We start from the raw sequence: 15928 nt of genomic DNA, 5'->3' as shown, positions 1-15928 counted from the left end.
TGGGATCCGTATTCTCTGATCATGGCCGCACCCACCGCATATGCCGCGCGCACCGCGTACTCCCTCATCGCCACCGACCTGGACGGGACGCTGCTCCGCGGCGACGACACCTTCTCCGACCGGTCGCTCGACGCGCTCGCGCGGGTGGCGGCCGCCGGCGCACGCCACCTGGTGGTGACGGGACGGCCCGCGCCCCGGGTGCGCCCGCTGCTCGCCCGGCTGCACAGCAGGGGGCTCGCGGTGTGCGGGCAGGGCGCGCAGTTGTACGACGCCGGAGCGGACCGTCTGCTGTGGTCGGTCACCCTGGACCGGGAGCTGGCCGAGACGGCGCTCGGCAAGATCGAGGCGGAGGTCGGGCAGCTGTACGCGGCTGTCGACCAGGACGGTGTCGACGGGCTGACGCTCATCGAGCCGGGTTACCAGATGCCGCACCCGACGCTGCCCGCCCTGCGTGTCGGCCGGCGCGACGACCTGTGGTGCGAGCCGATCAGCAAGGTGCTGCTGCGCCATCCCGCGCTCTCCGACGACGAGTTGGCGTCGACGGCCCGCTCGGTGGTCGGGTCGCTGGCCACCGTCACCATGTCGGGGCCGGGCACGGTCGAACTCCAGCCCTGCGGCATCACCAAGGCGACGGGTCTGGCCCTGGCCGCCGAGCACCTGGGGCTGCGGCCCGAGGAAACCGTCGCTTTCGGGGACATGCCCAACGACATCCCGATGTTCGACTGGGCGGCCCGGGGCGTCGCCATGGCCAACGCCCATCCCGAGCTCAAGGCGGTGGCCGACGAGGTGACGACGTCGAACGAGGACGACGGCGTGGCCGTCGTCCTCGAACGTCTGTTTCCATAACCGGCTACCGGCTACCGGCAACTGGCCGCTACCGGCTACCGGCTGCGGCAACTGGCCGCCGCCGGTGTCGGCTGTCGGCTACCGGGTACCGGCCACCGGTCGTCGGCCCCGGCCAGTCGGTCACCGGCGGCCGGCACGGGTGACCGGCACCGGTGACCGGCCGGCGGGACGGTCAGTACGCGCCGAACACGTTGTCGATCGAGCCGTAGCGCGCGGCCGCGTAGTTGCAGGCGGCGGTGATGTTCGCGACCGGGTCGTACGAGTCCCACGACGTGCCGTTGACGTGGTAGGCGCGGAAGGTCGGGTCGATGACCTGGAGCAGTCCCTTGGACGGGATGCCCGCGGCCGCGTTGGAGTCCCAGAGGTTGATGGCGTTGGGGTTGCCGGAGGACTCGCGGATGACGTTGCGGTAGATGCCGTTGTACGTCCCCGGGATGCCGTGCTGCCCCATGACCTGGAGGGAGGCGCGGATCCAGCCGTCGAGGTTGTTGGCGTAGCCGAGGCTGGTGGCCGTGGAGACGGCCGGGGTCGCCGCGGAGGCGGTGGTCGCCCCGAGGACGGGGAGAGCGAGCACGGCCGCGCCGGTGGCGGCGACGGCGAGCGTGCGGATGAAACGGTTGCGGCGCGGCTGAGCGGCAGCGGGCATGTCGAATTTTCCTCTCCGGCGCCTGCGAGGTGAGCTGTCGGGTTCGGGCGGGAGCTGCCCGGTCGCGTCCTGACGGTCGCGGCTTTACCCCAAGCCGTACGGCCTGTCCGAAACGTCTCGTGTATCCAAGACATCCGGAAATTCCGTTTCGGCGACTTACCTGGTTCCCCCGCTCCTGCCGAGCGTTATCGATGGGTGTTCGGGCGGCGGCAGGATTCGGCGTTCCGCCCGACAGGCCGGGAACGTATGCGAGAGCACATGTCCGAAACAAGTACCGGATTCACAGATCACCCCTATTGACCTTGGTCTGTGGCCTATGGGGTGCTTGATCCTTTGTGGGTGCAAAGCTTCAACTTGCTTGAGGGGTGCGGAGGATCGGTGAAGAGTGAACCCGGACGGGATCTCCGCGGGGAGTGAGCCAACTCACCAGCGTTCACAAGAGTGGCGAATCGGGCATTAGGCCCAACTCACTGTTAAAGCACCGGCAATGGGTGGCGGAGGGGGTGCGGAGGAATCGGCTTTCCTCGCGCCCGACGTGCCGCGGGGGAGGAGTGGAGGGGATGCGTGATCGTCGTCACGTGGAGAGAGGGCCGGACGGGCCGGTCGGGCCGACGGGAGGCCCGGTCCGGGACATGAATCTCCGGTTCCCGGAAACTCTCTCCATGTCCGCTCATATGAGCTGATCGAAAACATATCGGGCGTGATCCGATAGCGCCTGGCCTGCGGGGGCCTCCCGGGCGAGTCCATTCGAGCCCGCGGGACGTGGGGGCTATCGGTGATCGAAACGTGACCGGATACGCTGACTTGAGTGATGGCAGAGACCTATCGACAAACCGCGTAATCGCCAGTAGACACCAGCAGACAGGAGACCCCTCGTGACCGTCGTCGGGCCGTTCGGGCTGAGCGTGCGGGACCAGGCTCTGGAAGCCGATGTCCAGGCCGGATTGGCGGCTGTCGAGGAAGGCTTGCTCGAGGCCACCAAGAGCGCGGTCCCGTTCATCACGGAGGCCGCCCAGCACCTCGTACGCGCGGGCGGGAAGCGGTTCCGGCCGCTGCTCGTGGTGCTCGCGTCGCAGTTCGGGGACCCGTACGCGCCGGGCGTGGTGCCCTCGGCCGTCGTGGTGGAGCTGACCCACCTGGCCACGCTGTACCACGACGACGTGATGGACGAGGCGGCCGTGCGGCGCGGTGTGTCCAGCGCGAACACCCGCTGGGGGAACTCCGTCGCCGTCCTCACGGGCGACTTCCTCTTCGCGCGTGCCTCCCACATCCTGGCCGACCTCGGGCCCGAGGCCGTCCGGGTGCAGGCGGAGGCGTTCGAGCGGCTGGTCACCGGGCAGATCCTGGAGACGGCGGGGCCGACGGACGGGCGGGACCCGGTCGACCACTACCTGGACGTGCTCGGCGGCAAGACCGGCTCGCTGGTGGCCGTGGCCTGCCGCTTCGGGGCGATGATGTCCGGCGCCGACGAGACGGTCATGGACGTGCTCACGCAGTACGGCGAGCGGCTCGGCGTCGCCTTCCAGCTGGCGGACGACGTCCTGGACATCGCCTCCGACTCGCACGAGTCGGGCAAGACGCCGGGGACGGACCTGCGCGAGGGGGTTCCCACGCTGCCCGTGCTGCGGCTGCGGGAGCGGGCGGCGCGGCTGTCGCTGCCCGAGGACATCGCCCTGTGCGAGCTGCTGGACTCCGACCTGACCGACGACGCCCGGCACACCGAGGCGCTTCAGGCGCTCCGGGCCCACCCGGCGCTGGAGCAGGCCCGCCGGGACACCGTGCGGTACGCGAAGGAAGCCCGGTCCGCGCTGGCGCCGTTGCGGGAGTGCGACGCGAAGGCGGCGCTGATGGAACTCTGCGACGCGGTGGTCCACCGGGCCGGCTGACCCCGGGGACCCCTACGGGTCGGATGCCGCCTCGTCACCTTCGTGTCATACCGCAGGCGTATGTGGAGTTGAGCCCTCGGGCTGACGCTTCCTCATGGCTGATTTGGTCAGATGGGAACCACGGAAAACACCACTCCTCACCGATTCGGGTGAGAATGGCGGCTTGGGGTGGGGACGTTCAGGCGCGAGATGACCAGCCGCCGCCGACGACGGAGGTAAGGCACACATGGCACCGAAGGCATCCGACGACACCACGACCGGCGGGGAGTCGACCGGCGCGGAAGCCGACGACCTGCGCCTCGGACGGCGCAAGGCCGCGCGGTACATCGTCCCGGTCACCGTGATCGGTGTGGCGGCGGCGACGATCGGGCTGGTCCCGGCGCTCGCCGACTCCGGCGACCCCGACCTGCCGAAGATCACCGCACAGCAGCTCCTCGACAAGATCGCCGCTTCGGACGTGCAGCAGCTGTCCGGGACGGTGAAGATCAGCACCGATCTCGGGCTGCCCGACCTCGGCGGACTGGAGAGCGGGCTCCTCTCGGGGGCCACCCAGGGCGGCGACGGTTCGTCCGCCGACCCGTCCACCAAGCTCACCGAGCTCGCCGCCGGCACGCACACCCTGCGCGTCGCCGCCGACGGCCCGGACCGGCAGAAGCTCTCGCTGCTGGAGAGCGCCGCCGAGTACAGCGTCATCCACAACGGCAAGGACGTGTGGGGGTACGACAGCGCCTCCAACGAGGTCTACCACTCGACCGCCGACGAGAGCGCCGGCAAGGGCTCCGGCAAGGCTGAAGCCCCGGTCCCCGCCACGCCCCAGGAGCTCACCGAGGACGCTTTGAAGGCGGTCGACGACACGACCTCCGTGACCGTCGACGGCACCGTCCAGGTCGCCGGCCGTGACGCCTACCAGCTGCTGGTCAAGCCGAAGCAGTCCGGTTCCACGGTCGGCGCGATCAGTGTGGCCGTCGACGCGAAGACGGGCCTGCCGCTGAAGTTCACGCTGACCCCGGCGAGCGGTGGCGCCGCCGTCGTGGACGCGGGCTTCACCCAGGTCAGCTTCGCCAAGCCCGCCGCGTCCACCTTCGACTTCACCGCCCCCAAGGGCGCGAAGGTCACCGAGGGTGACGAGGCCGGGAAGAGCGCCCCCTCACACTCGGGCAAGCCCGACGACCTCGCGAAGGACCTCGAAGGCGTCGAGGGCGTAGAGGGCGCGGAAGGCCTTGAAGGCCTCGACGGACTCAATGTCCTCGGCGAGGGCTGGACGTCCGTCGCCGTCTTCGACACCGGTGGCGAGGGCATGCCCTCGGGTGCGGAGGCCGGCGGCGACCTCGGCGGCTTCCTCGGCTCGTTCGGCGACAAGGTGACCGGCAAGTTCGGCTCCGGCACCGTCTTCTCCACCCGCCTGATCAACGCCCTGATGACGGACGACGGCAAGGTCTACGTCGGCGCGGTCACCAAGGACGCCCTGGTGAAGGCGGCGAACGCGGCGAAGTAGGCCGAGCGGCCGAAGGCCGGAGCATGCGGAGTGGTCGCGTGGTGCAGTGATGAAGTGATGAAGTGGCGGCGCGGGTGACGTAGGGCAGAGGTCGGCCTCCGGACACCGGAGGCCGGGAGCCGGGGAGGGAAGCCGATGGGGGAGTCAGCGCGCGAGCCCGTACGCGAGCCCGTGCCGCAGCCCGTACGCGAACCCGTGCCGGAGTCCCTGCGGGTTCCTGTGTCGGAGTCCCTGCGGGTTCCTGTGTCGGAGTCCCTACGGGTTCCTGTGCCGGAGCCCGTACGGGTGCCTGCGGACGACGGAGCCGCCGTCATCCGCACCCGCGGCCTCACCAAGCGCTACCGCGGCGGACAGCTCGCCGTGGACGGCCTCGACCTGACCGTCCCGGCGGGCAGCGTCTTCGGCTTCCTCGGCCCCAACGGCTCCGGCAAGACCACCACCATCCGCATGCTGATGGGCCTCATCGAGCCCACGGCCGGCTCGGCCCGCGTCCTGGGGCAACCCATGCCGCGGGCCGCGCGGGCCGTACTGCCCCACGTCGGGACCCTCATCGAGGGCCCGGCTCTCTACGGCTTCCTCTCCGGCCGCGACAACCTGCTCCGCTACGACGCCGCCGACCCGACCGCCGACCCGCGCACCCGGCGCGCGCGGGTCTCGGCGACGCTGGAGCGGGTGGGCCTGACGGCCGCGGCCGGCAAGAAGGCGAAGGCGTACTCCCTCGGCATGAAGCAGCGTCTGGGCCTCGCCGCCGCCCTGCTCCAGCCCCGTCGGCTGCTCGTCCTCGACGAGCCGACGAACGGCCTGGACCCGCAGGGCATGCGGGAGATCCGCTCGCTGATCCGGGAGCTGGCCGCGGAGGGCACGACCGTCTTCCTCTCCTCGCACCTGCTCGACGAGATCGAGCAGGTGTGCACGCACGCGGCGGTGATGGCACAGGGCCGGCTGCTCGTCCAGGGCCCGGTGGCCGACCTCGCCTCGGGGACACGCGGCCGACTGGTCGTGACGACGCCGGACCCGGCGGACGCGGCCCGGGTGCTGAAGGAGCAGGGGGCGGACGATGTCGTCCTCGGCGAGGACCGGGTGAGCGCCGAGGCCCCGCCCCCGGACCGGGACCTCGCCGACCTGAACGCCGCGCTGGTGTCGGCGGGCGTCCGCGTCCGCGGCTTCGCCGTCGAGCGGGCCTCCCTGGAGGACGCGTTCGTGGCTCTCACGGGGGAGGGATTCGATGTCGCGGGCTGACACGGTGGACGACCGGAACCGGACGCCGGAACCGGCATCGACGCAGGCACCGCAACCGGCGTCGGTGCAGGCATCGACGCGGGTGCGGACGGCGAGCCGGACCTGGACCTTCGGGCTGCTCCGCAGCGAACTGCTGACCACCTTCCGGCGCTGGCGCACGCTCGCGCTGCTGGGCGTGCTGGCGGCCGTGCCGGTGCTGGTCGGGATCGCCGTGAAGATCGAGACGAGCGACGGCTCGTCCGGCGGACCCGGCGGAGGAGGGGGCGGCGGCGAGGGCCCGGCCTTCATCTCGCAGGTGACCAACAACGGGCTGTTCCTGGTCTTCACCGCGCTGGCCGTGACCCTGCCGTTCTTCCTGCCGATGGCGATCGGTGTCGTCGCGGGTGACTCGATCGCCGGCGAGGCGAACGCTGGCACGCTCCGCTACCTACTGGTCGCCCCGGCCGGCCGCACGCGCCTGCTGCTCGCCAAGTACGCGACCGTCATGATCTTCTGTCTGGTGGCCACGCTGGTGGTCGCGGTCTCGGCGCTGACGGTCGGGGCGCTGCTCTTCCCGCTGGGCGACCTGACGACGATCTCCGGCACCCGGATCGGCTTCGGCGACGGGCTGTTCCGGGCGCTGCTGATCGCGCTGGTCGTCGCCGCCTCCCTGACCGGCGTGGCGGCGCTCGGACTGTTCGTGTCCACCCTCACGAGCAGCGGCATCGCGGCGATGGCGACGACGGTGGGCCTGTTGATCACGGTCCAGATCCTCGACCAGATCCCCCAACTGCACGCCGTGCAGCCGTACTTCTTCTCACACCACTGGTTGTCCTTCGCCGACCTGATGCGGGAGCCGGTCTACTGGGACGACCTGGAGAAGAACCTCGGCCTCCAGGCCCTGTACGCGGCCGTCTTCGGCTCGGCGGCCTGGGCGCGCTTCACGACGAGGGACATCACGGCCTAGGCGGCACGGCCTGGGCGGCACGGGGTAGTCGGCACGGCGTCGGCATCAGGCGCAGGTCTCAGCGGGTTTCCCACAGGAAGCGTGCCGCCGGCGTCTCTCCCGCGAAGAAGGTCTTCGCGCGGGTCAGCGCCTGCGTGTCCCTGAGGACGTCACCGGGCTTGCTGCCGTTGCCGAGCAGCACCCCGCCGAAGGACATCCCCATGTACGCGGCCGAGTTGTTGAGCGTCCCGACGAGCGGATCGGCGACCACGGGCTGGTCGTCGGCGAGCGCGGTGACGCCCCAGAGGGTCCGTCCGGCGAGCGTCGCCTTGAAGTCGAGGCCGGGGGTGCGCAGCCAGCCCGACCAGTGGTCCAGGTAGCGCTTGGTCTGGCCGGAGACCGAGTACCAGTACAGCGGGGACGCGATCACGATGTCCGTCGCGGCGAGCGTGGCGTCGAGCAGCAGCGCCGTGTTGCCCTCGGTGGGGCGGACGTGGTCGCTGTCGTGCCGCTGGTCCTCGAAGTCGGGCAGCGGGTGCCGGGCCAGGCTGATCCACGTCTGCTCGACGTCGGAGGGCAACTGCTCGGCGGCCGCGCGGGCCAGCAACTCGGTGTTGCCGTCCGGACGGCTGCTGCCCAGCACGAACAGGAAGCTGCGACGGGTCATGATTCATCCCCCAGGTAGTCGGCGTACGACGATAGTGTGCACCTGCATTATATGTGTGCACAAGTATTCGCGCTCATCGGAGGCGGAGGCGGAGGCGGAGGCGGAGGACGAGGGCTTCGGCCAGGCTGGGTAGCACGTGGGAGGCGTGGGAGGCGTGGGAGGCGTGGGAGGCGTGGGCGGATCGGCGGCTCGGGAGGCTCGGGAGGTTTGAGCTGCTTACGCGGCTTGAGCGGCTTGAGCGGCTCGGGCGGTTGCCAGGAGTGTCGTCTCCCCGTCGTGTGGCGCGACCAGTTGCAGCCCCACGGGACAGCCGTCCGTGCCGACCCCCGCCGGGATGCTGATCGCCAGGGTGTCCGCTCAGGTTGAACGCCCAGGTGAGCGCGGTCGAGTACCGGTCGCCCGGGCCCTCGTGACCGTGCGCGGCGTTCGGCGTCGTCGGGGTCAGCAGCAGGTCGGCGCGGGAGAAGTGGCCGGCCAGCAGACCGTCGTTGAGGTTCCGGACGCGTTCGGCTGCGCGGAGGTCCGAGCCCGGGGTGCGCAGCGCGAGCCAGGCGGCGGCGGGGTCCGCCAGCCGCAGGGGCGCGTCGGAGGGCGGCAGCAGCCGTACGACACCCGCCTCGGCGAGGCGCCCGGCGGCGGCACGGGCCAGGGCGAGCGGCTCCGGGTCGGGACAGGCGAAGCCGAGGTCGGCGGAGAAGGCGGCGACCGGCGGGACACGGGCCGGTGAGGGGACGGGGCCCGTCCCCGCCCTCGGCGCCATGACCCGCCAGTACGCCTCGGCGTCCGCCGCGTGGTGTACGAGTACGCCGGGCGCCGCCAGTCCCGTACGGTCCCGGGCGGCCGATGCCGATGCCGCCCCTGCCTCCCCGGGCGGTGGCCGGCGGTTCGTGGTCTTCAGGCCGATCACGCCGCACCAGGCGGCGGGGATCCGCACCGAGCCCGCGCCGTCGCTGCCGGTCGCCAGGGGGACCAGGCCGGCGGCCACCGCCGCCGCGGACCCGGCCGAGGAGCCGCCCGGTGTGCGGTCGGCGCGCCAGGGGTTGACGGTCCGGCCGTGGGCGCCGAGGCCCCAGGTCTGCCAGGGGGTGCCGGGTCCCGGAACGGCCGTGGCCCCCACCGGCACGCATCCGGCGGCGACCAGCGGGCCCGCCGCGCGCAGCGCGTGACGCCCCTTCACGCCGATCGGCACCCCGGCCAGCGGCAGTCGTCCGCCCGCGGCGACCCGGGCGTCGACCTCATGCGCCCACGCCCGTGCCCGTTCCTCCCACACCTCGGCGAAGGCGCACAGCGCACGGTCGATCCGCGCGATCCGCGCGAGCGCCTCGCCGGTCACGTCCACGGCGGACAGCCGCCCCGCCCGCACGGCCGCGGCGATCTCCACGGCCGGCGGCCACGCCGGGGGACCGGACCCCACCCCCGTCCTCCCGCGCCCGGTCAGTGTGCGCCGGTGAGCCGGGACAGCGGTTCCGTCTCGCGTGGCGGGCTCCCGCCCAGTTCGCCGAGGCGCCAGTTCGTCACCCACGGGACGCGGTACACGTCGACGACCGATTCGATCACCTTCACCCGCTGGACGAGCGGCCGGGGCAGCCGGCCCGGTGCGTCCGCGACGAGCACCACCGCGTTCAGGTCGAGCCCTCGCGGAGCCTCGCCGCGCCGGAAGACCTCCAGGGTCCGCAGGACGGAGTCCAGCCCGGCCGCGTGGGTGCGGGCGACCAGTAACACGGACGGGGGATCTTCGGCGCCGGGCCACGCGCGTCCGCAGTCGTGCCCGCCGTAGACCGCGGCGAGCGTGGAGCCGCCGGCCCCGCCGTGCGTGCAGACCCAGGAGAAGCGCCGGGGCGCGGCGGTGGAGGCGTACGGCATCGGTACCGGATCCGGTGCGGCCACCGGCCCGCGGATCCAGATCTCCGGCCCCCGCCGCCCGTCCGTCGTCCCCATGGCCCGTGTTCCTCCCAGTCGTCGCCGTCCCCCGGGACGCCCCTGATCATGGTGGTCCCGGAGCTGCCCCGGGAGCGGGGCGTGGGTTCCTGGAACGAGGCTGTGACGTCGCGGTGACGCGTGGACCGGGAGCGCTCGGAGAGACTCAACAGTACGTGTCCACGTACACGTGCCTGGACGACCGGATCGTGACGACGCATCCGAGTGAGGAACCGATGTCTCGACTCAGCCGCGAGAAGAAGCGGGAACAGAAGTACGCCGGCCCCACGGCCGTCGTGGTGGCCCCGCTCGACGTCCATGTCCGCGGGGGCGGGACGGCGACGATAGGCGGTGTCCCGGTGGTGGCGGCCGACGGCGAGGAGATCCAGCGCGCCGTCCTGAGCCACCTCCACCGCATCGCCCTCGCCACCGGAAACCCGGTCCTCGCCACGGTCCACGACGAACGCATCGGTTACGTCGTCGCCCTGCGCGTGGACCCGGACGGTTCCAGCCACTTCACGGCCGACCCCCTGCGGACGCCCGCGGCCGCGACCCCGTCGGCGGCGACGCGGGGCGAGGCGGCACGGGGCGAGGCGGCACCGGACACGCGGAGCACCGCGCCGACCGGCACGGCCGAGCCCACTGGCGCGGCCGCCCTGGTCGACACGCCTGCCCCGGCCCCGGCCGGGACGCCCGCCCCGGCCGCCACGCCCGCGCCGGTCGCGGCCGACCCGTCTGCGCCCCCGGTAGTCTCCGTGCCGGCCGACCCGTCTGCGCCCGCCGCAGGCCCCGCGCCCGCCGACACGCCGGTGCCCGTCGAAGACGAACAGCCCGCTCGGCCGCGACGCGACAAGGCCACGCATTTCCTGCGCCCGGTGTCCGAGCCGGTGCGGGACGCGGCCCCGACGTTCCCGTTGCGCGCGGTGCCCGAGCAGGAAGCGGAGCGGGAAGCCCGGCCGGCACCGGCACCGGCACCGGCACCTGTGTACGCGGCGGGGGACACCCCGGCTCCCGGTACGGTCAGCGCCCCGACGGGTGTGTTCGGTCCGCCCCCGACGATGGACGAGCTGCCGCCTCAGGACGCGGTGCCCACCTCGACCCCCACCCCGACCCCAGCCTCGGCCCTCACCGCGCCCCCTGCCTCGGCCCTGACCCCGGTCCCCACCTCGGTCCCGATCCCGCTGCCGCTCCCGACGCCCGCCTCCGCCCCCACGCCCGCCGCCAAGTCCGGCTCCACTCCCACCCCGTTCCTCCCCGACGACCTCATCTCCGGCTCGGGGCTCGACCCGGACCCCGGCCTCAAGCCCACGCCCGCCCGGGGCTTCGACGCCGTCGCGGAGGCGGTGCTCGGGGACGACCCCCGTACCCTCCACGGCGACGGCGGCCGCCCGGCCCTCCTCGCGGAACCGCTCGCGCGGATCAACGAGGCCGTGCGGGCGGGTCGTACGGACACGGCGGCCGCACTCGCCGAACGGACCGTGACGGAGGCGTCCGCAACGCTGGGGCCGGAGCACCCCGAGGTGCTCCGGCTGCGTGAACTCACCGCATACATCGCCTACTTGGCAGGCGACCCGCTGCGCTCCTTCCACACCTCCCTCGACCTGGCCCGCATCCACCGCGGGGCCCGGGACGCGGAGGCCGCCTACGGGAACGTGCAGAGCGCGGCGACGGCCTGGCGTGCCGTACGCGACCCCTTCCAGGGACTGAACCTGGGGACCGAACTCCTCGGCCTGTGGACGGAGCTCACCACCGAGGAGGGCCCGGCCGCGGACGACGTCGAGGAACTGGAGTCGGCCCGCGCGCGCATGCTCCGGCTGGCCGAACGCGCCCGGAAGGCCGGCGCGTAGCGGCCGCCCGGCCGATCAGGAGGAAAGGGTCCAGACCGCGTACGCCAGCGCGTCCGCGTTGCGGTCCAGGGCCGTGTCGTTGATGTTGGCCGTGGTGTCGCAGGAGGAGTGGTAGCAGGGGTCGAAGGCCCGCCCGGCCGTGCCGCCCCACTTGGCCGCCTGCGCCGCCGTCTTGATGTAGTCGGCGCCGCTGAACAGGCCGCCCACCGGCACGCCCGCGTTCTTGAAGGGGGCGTGGTCGGAGCGGCCGTCGCCCTCGGTCTCGATCTCCGTCGGGACGCCGAGGCCGGCGAAGTAGTCCTTGAAGGTCTTCTCGATGGCCGGGTCGTCGTCGTAGACGAAGTAGCCGGGGTTCGGCGAGCCGATCATGTCGAAGTTCAGGTAGCCGCTGATGCGGGCCCGGTTCGCCGAGGAGAGGCTGTTGACGTAGTACCGGGACCCGACCATGCCCAGCTCCTCCGCGCCCCACCAGGCGAACCGCAGGTGCTTGGTGGGGTGGTAGCCGGCTCTGGACACGGCGAGCGCCGTCTCCAGGACGGCCGCCGAGCCGGAGCCGTTGTCGTTGATGCCGGCCCCCGCTGTCACGGAGTCCAGATGGGACCCGGCCATCAGCACCTGACCGGTGTCGCCGCCGGGCCAGTCGGCGACGAGGTTGTAGCCGGTGCGGCCGGAGGAGGTGAACTGCTGGATGACGGTGGTGTATCCGGCGGCGTCCAGCTTGGCCTTCACGTAGTCGAGTGACGCCTTGTAGCCGGTGCGGCCGTGCGCACGGTTGCCGCCGTTGGCGGTGGCGATGGACTGGAGCTGGGTCAGGTGGGCCTTGACGTTGGCGACCGGGAGGTCGGGAGCGGCGGCGATCGCCCCGGGCTCGGGGGCGGGTGCCGCCCCGGCTATGGATCCGGTGGCGAGCAGGGTGACGGCTGCGACGACGGCGGTGACCGTCGCCCGCCCGGAAACGGGGAGCTTCATGGTGGGGGCTCCGAATTCCAGCGGGACACCCGTGGGCGACCGTCGAGCACCTGGACGCCCACAGGTAATCCACAGTGAATGGGGTGACTGGATGGTGAAGCCGAGGCCAACGCTCCGTCAAGAGCGCTATCCGGACAGCGGGTTCACATAGCGAAGCCCCTGGTTTCCCTCAGTGCACGCAGAACTCGTTGCCCTCCGGATCCGCCATGACCACCCACTGCCCGGACGGCTCCTTCACCTCGCGCAGCACGCTCGCCCCCAGCGCCGTCAGCCGCTCGACCTCTCCGGCGCGCAGTTCCGCACCGGGATGCAGATCGAGGTGGAGCCGGTTCTTCACGGTCTTCGCCTCCGGGACCCGCTGGAACAGCAGCCGCCGTCCGAGCCCGGTCCCGCTGTCGGGGTCGAACGGGTCGTCGGGGTGGCGTACGGCGATCAGGTCCCGGAAGGCGGGGCGGCCGTGGAACTCCAGCGTCGCCGCCCCCGGCAGCGCGCCGAGCTCCAGCAGCCGCTCGATGAGCGCGCTGTTGTCCTCGACCTCGTAGTGCAGCGCTCCGGCCCAGAAATCGGCCTGCGCGTGCGGGTCGGCCGAGTCGACGACGAGCTTCCAGTGCACGGGCGTGGGCCCGGCCTCGGGTACTGCAGATGTCTCGGTCATGCAGCCACTTCTAGCAGGCCCGCGCCGGGTCGGTCCTCCCGCGCGCCGAACCCCGCCGGAGCGGTCGGACCGGACCGTCGCGCTCCGCTCCCGTCGACTCCCGCCGCTCCCGTGGCTGCCGTCCACGCCTTCGAACGGCGGTGACGGAAAGGACGTCGGCGCAGTCGGTCGGTGACGTCGGATCACGGCTTGGTGAGGGGAGAGACTCCCGCCTCCGGAACGGGGGCACCGGGCACGCTGGGCACGCTGGAGACGGCGGCGACGGCGCCGACGGCCGCACCGCCGGGCACGCCGGAGACGCCGGAGGCCACGCTCTCAGCCTCCCGAACGGTGCCGACCGCGCCGGTCACACCGGCCGGGTCGGTCACACCGGCCGGGTCGGCCAGGTCGGTCGCGCCAGGCGCCGCGGCCCTGCTCCCGGTGACCGCGGGGCCGAGCGCGCGGGCCGCCCGGCGTGAGGTGCGCAGCGCGTCGCCGGTGAGCAGCACCAGCGCCAGCCACACCAGCGCGAACCCGGCCCAGCGCTCGGGGGGCATGGCCTCGCCGAAGTAGAGGACGCCGAGCAGGAACTGGAAGACCGGCGCCAGGTACTGGAGCAGACCCAGCGTGGACAGCGGCACGCGGATCGCCGCCGCGCCGAAGCAGACGAGGGGGAGCGCGGTGACGAGACCGGTGGAGGCGAGCAGGGCCGCGTGTCCGACGCCCTCGGTCGCGAAGGTGAGGCCACCGTGCGCGGACAACCACAGCAGGTAGCCCAGCGCGGGCAGGAACTGGACGGCGGTCTCGGCGGCCAGCGACTCGACCCCGCCGAGGTTGACCTTCTTCTTCACCAGCCCGTAGGTGGCGAAGGAGAAGGCGAGGGTGAGGGAGATCCACGGCGGGCGGCCGTAGCCGATGGTCAGGACCAGCACCGCCGAGAAGCCGACGCCGACCGCCGCCCACTGCGCGGGCCGCAGCCGTTCCTTGAGGATTAGCACACCCATGGCGATGGTGACCAGCGGGTTGATGAAGTAGCCGAGGGACGCCTCGACGACGTGGCCGCTGTTCACGGCCCAGATGTAGACGCCCCAGTTCACCGTGATGACGGCCGCCGCGATCACGACGAGCCCGAGCCGGCGCGGCTGCCGCAGCAGCTCACCGGCCCACGCCCAACGCCGTACGACGAGCAGCGCGACGGCGACGAAGGCGAGGGACCACACCATGCGGTGGGCGAGGATCTCGGTCGCCCCGGCCGGCTTGAGCAGGGGCCAGAAGAGGGGGACCAGCCCCCACATCCCGTACGCCGCGAGGCCGTTCAGCAGGCCTGTCCGGCCTTCACTCTTCGACGTCCCGGCCACGGGGCCCTCCTTCTCACGTCCAGGCATGCGTGGACGAAGGTAACGCCGAGCACCCCTGTCTGTCATGCCCGTATCGCCATACGGTCATGACAGACAGGGGTGGTGAGGTGCGGGGCCGGGCGAAGGCCCTCGGGGGAGGGTCAGCCCTTGAGCGCGGCCGTGATCGCCTCGGCGAGCGGAGTGGTCGGGCGGCCCGCCAGCCGGGACAGGTCGCCGCCGGTGACGACCAGCTCGCCCTTCTCGATCGACGCGTCCACGCCGACCAGGATGGCGGCGAACGCCTCGGGCAGGCCCGCGCCGGTCAGGATGCCGGTGAGCACCTCGCCGGGCACGGAGTTGTAGACGATCTCCCTGCCGGTCTGCCTGCTCAGCTCGGCCGCGTACTCGGCGAAGCTCCACGCCTCGTCGCCGCCCAGCTCGTACGTCTGGTTCTCGTGGCCCTCACCGGTCAGCACGGCGACGGCGGCGGCCGCGTAGTCGGCGCGGGAGGCGGAGGAGACCCGGCCCTCGCCGGCGGCCGCGACGACGGCGTTGTGCTCCAGCACCGGCCCGAGGTTCTCGGTGTAGTTCTCGTGGTACCAGCCGTTGCGCAGCAGCGTGTACGGCAGGCCCGAGGCGAGCAGCGCCTTCTCGGTGGCGCGGTGGTCGTCCGCCAGCGCCGCGCTCAGGCCGCCCGGCGCGCTGGTGTACGCGAGGAGCGCGACCCCGGCCGCCTTCGCGGCGTCGATCACGACCTGGTGCTGTGCCGGGCGGCCCTTGTCGAACTCGTTGCCCGAGATCAGCAGCACCTTGTCACCGGAGGCGAACAGGCTGCCGAAGGTCTCGGGGGCGTTGTAGTCGGCGACGGCGAGCCGCACGCCGCGGGCCGCGAAGTCGGCGGCCTTGGCTTCGTCGCGCACGACGGCCGTGATCTGCTCCGCCGGAACCTTCTCCAGCAACTGCTCCACGACGTGACGGCCGAGGTGTCCGGTGGCTCCGGTGACGACGATGCTCATGGCTCAGAACTCCTAGTGGGGGCTGCGGGTCTGCCACCGACCCTAGGAGAAGCACTAACCAAGCGAAAGTACCCACTTTGAAGTAAGGTACTGGCATGACGGTAAGTATGCAGGTGGGAAAGGTCGAAGCGGAGGGCATGTGTCCGCACCGGCTCGTCCTCGAACATGTCACCAGCCGTTGGGGTGTCCTGGCCCTGATCGAGCTGCTCGACCGCTCGCACCGGTTCAGCGAGCTGCGCCGGGCGATCGGCGCGGTGGGCCGGCCGGTCAGCGAGAAGATGCTCACCCAGACCCTCCAGACCCTCGAACGGGACGGCCTGGTGCACCGCGACGCCAAGCCGGTCATCCCCCCGCGCGTCGACTACTCCCTGACCGACCTCGGCCGGGAGGCGGCCGAGCAGGTGCGCGCGCTCGCCCTGTGGACGCACACCCGGATGCCGGACGTGGAGCAGGCCCGCAGGACATACGACGAGGCCCGGGAACTCCGCTCCCGGGCCTCGTGAA

General features: G+C 72.3%; 14 protein-coding genes, 1 pseudogene and 1 riboswitch. Of the genes and pseudogenes, 7 read left to right on the top strand and 8 right to left on the bottom strand.

All coding sequences use genetic code 11. The features are described from left to right. Positions 1 to 21 precede the first annotated feature (21 nt). On the top strand, positions 22 to 846 hold the full coding sequence (locus tag QQM72_RS26885) for an HAD family hydrolase (protein WP_314223418.1): 825 nt from the start codon (positions 22 to 24) through the stop codon (positions 844 to 846). 172 nt (positions 847 to 1018) lie between these two features. Here QQM72_RS26885 and QQM72_RS26880 read toward each other — a convergent pair whose 3' ends face one another. Continuing rightward, positions 1019 to 1492, bottom strand: coding sequence for a transglycosylase SLT domain-containing protein (locus tag QQM72_RS26880; RefSeq protein ID WP_020130168.1), 474 nt, complete (start codon positions 1490 to 1492; stop codon positions 1019 to 1021). A gap of 4 nt (positions 1493 to 1496) precedes the next feature. Beyond that, positions 1497 to 1708: riboswitch (cyclic di-AMP (ydaO/yuaA leader) on the bottom strand. A gap of 659 nt (positions 1709 to 2367) precedes the next feature. Here QQM72_RS26880 and QQM72_RS26875 point away from each other — a divergent pair. The 4 genes from QQM72_RS26875 (at position 2368) to QQM72_RS26860 (ending at position 7058) form a co-directional block, all read left to right on the top strand. Then, entirely contained in the window at positions 2368 to 3378 is a 1011-nt protein-coding gene (locus QQM72_RS26875) for a polyprenyl synthetase family protein (protein WP_314223417.1), read from the top strand. A 226-nt stretch (positions 3379 to 3604) separates the two neighbouring features. Further along, the gene (locus QQM72_RS26870) at positions 3605 to 4873 is read left to right on the top strand and encodes a LolA family protein (protein WP_314223416.1); all 1269 of its coding nucleotides are present in this window, start codon (positions 3605 to 3607) and stop codon (positions 4871 to 4873) included. Positions 4874 to 5008: 135 nt separating this feature from the next. Next, a complete protein-coding gene (locus QQM72_RS26865; protein ID WP_314223415.1) occupies positions 5009 to 6112 on the top strand; it encodes an ABC transporter ATP-binding protein in 1104 nt (367 codons plus the stop codon). Further along, positions 6099 to 7058, top strand: coding sequence for an ABC transporter permease (locus QQM72_RS26860; RefSeq protein ID WP_314223414.1), 960 nt, complete (start codon positions 6099 to 6101; stop codon positions 7056 to 7058). The genes QQM72_RS26865 and QQM72_RS26860 overlap by 14 nt, the downstream gene beginning before the upstream one ends. A gap of 58 nt (positions 7059 to 7116) precedes the next feature. On the opposite strand, the gene QQM72_RS26855 is transcribed toward QQM72_RS26860, so the two are convergent. The 3 genes and pseudogenes from QQM72_RS26855 to QQM72_RS26845 all read right to left on the bottom strand — a co-directional run bounded on the left by QQM72_RS26855 (position 7117) and on the right by QQM72_RS26845 (position 9642). Next, positions 7117 to 7704, bottom strand: coding sequence for a flavodoxin family protein (locus QQM72_RS26855; RefSeq protein ID WP_314223413.1), 588 nt, complete (start codon positions 7702 to 7704; stop codon positions 7117 to 7119). Positions 7705 to 7920: 216 nt separating this feature from the next. Then, positions 7921 to 9085 (bottom strand): annotated as a pseudogene (locus QQM72_RS26850) (amidase family protein). 53 nt (positions 9086 to 9138) lie between these two features. Beyond that, on the bottom strand, positions 9139 to 9642 hold the full coding sequence (locus QQM72_RS26845; RefSeq protein ID WP_314223412.1) for a hypothetical protein: 504 nt from the start codon (positions 9640 to 9642) through the stop codon (positions 9139 to 9141). A 215-nt stretch (positions 9643 to 9857) separates the two neighbouring features. Between QQM72_RS26845 and QQM72_RS26840 the strand changes: the two genes are divergently transcribed. Then, positions 9858 to 11468 (top strand): tetratricopeptide repeat protein, encoded by a 1611-nt coding sequence (locus QQM72_RS26840; RefSeq protein WP_314223411.1) that lies wholly within the window; start codon positions 9858 to 9860, stop codon positions 11466 to 11468. 15 nt (positions 11469 to 11483) lie between these two features. Here the strand turns inward: QQM72_RS26840 and QQM72_RS26835 are convergent, their stop codons facing one another. The 4 genes from QQM72_RS26835 to QQM72_RS26820 all read right to left on the bottom strand — a co-directional run bounded on the left by QQM72_RS26835 (position 11484) and on the right by QQM72_RS26820 (position 15424). Continuing rightward, positions 11484 to 12437 (bottom strand): M28 family metallopeptidase, encoded by a 954-nt coding sequence (locus tag QQM72_RS26835; protein WP_314223410.1) that lies wholly within the window; start codon positions 12435 to 12437, stop codon positions 11484 to 11486. Positions 12438 to 12606: 169 nt separating this feature from the next. Next, entirely contained in the window at positions 12607 to 13092 is a 486-nt protein-coding gene (locus QQM72_RS26830; protein WP_314223409.1) for a VOC family protein, read from the bottom strand. Between the two features lie 182 nt (positions 13093 to 13274). Beyond that, positions 13275 to 14429 (bottom strand): EamA family transporter RarD, encoded by a 1155-nt coding sequence (gene rarD / locus QQM72_RS26825; protein ID WP_314223510.1) that lies wholly within the window; start codon positions 14427 to 14429, stop codon positions 13275 to 13277. 140 nt (positions 14430 to 14569) lie between these two features. Then, positions 14570 to 15424, bottom strand: coding sequence for an SDR family oxidoreductase (locus tag QQM72_RS26820; RefSeq protein WP_314223408.1), 855 nt, complete (start codon positions 15422 to 15424; stop codon positions 14570 to 14572). A gap of 107 nt (positions 15425 to 15531) precedes the next feature. On the opposite strand from QQM72_RS26820, the gene QQM72_RS26815 reads away from it, so the two are divergent. Continuing rightward, positions 15532 to 15927 carry a winged helix-turn-helix transcriptional regulator gene (locus tag QQM72_RS26815; RefSeq protein WP_314223509.1) on the top strand — a complete coding sequence of 132 codons (396 nt, stop codon included), beginning with the start codon at positions 15532 to 15534 and terminating at the stop codon, positions 15925 to 15927. The last annotated feature ends 1 nt before the right edge of the window (position 15928 follow it).

The organism is Streptomyces zaehneri (assembly GCF_032248645.1).
In the GTDB taxonomy this organism is placed as follows: domain Bacteria; phylum Actinomycetota; class Actinomycetes; order Streptomycetales; family Streptomycetaceae; genus Streptomyces; species Streptomyces coriariae.
Note: the sequence above shows the minus strand (reverse complement) of the source record. Positions and strands in the feature narration are given on the sequence as shown.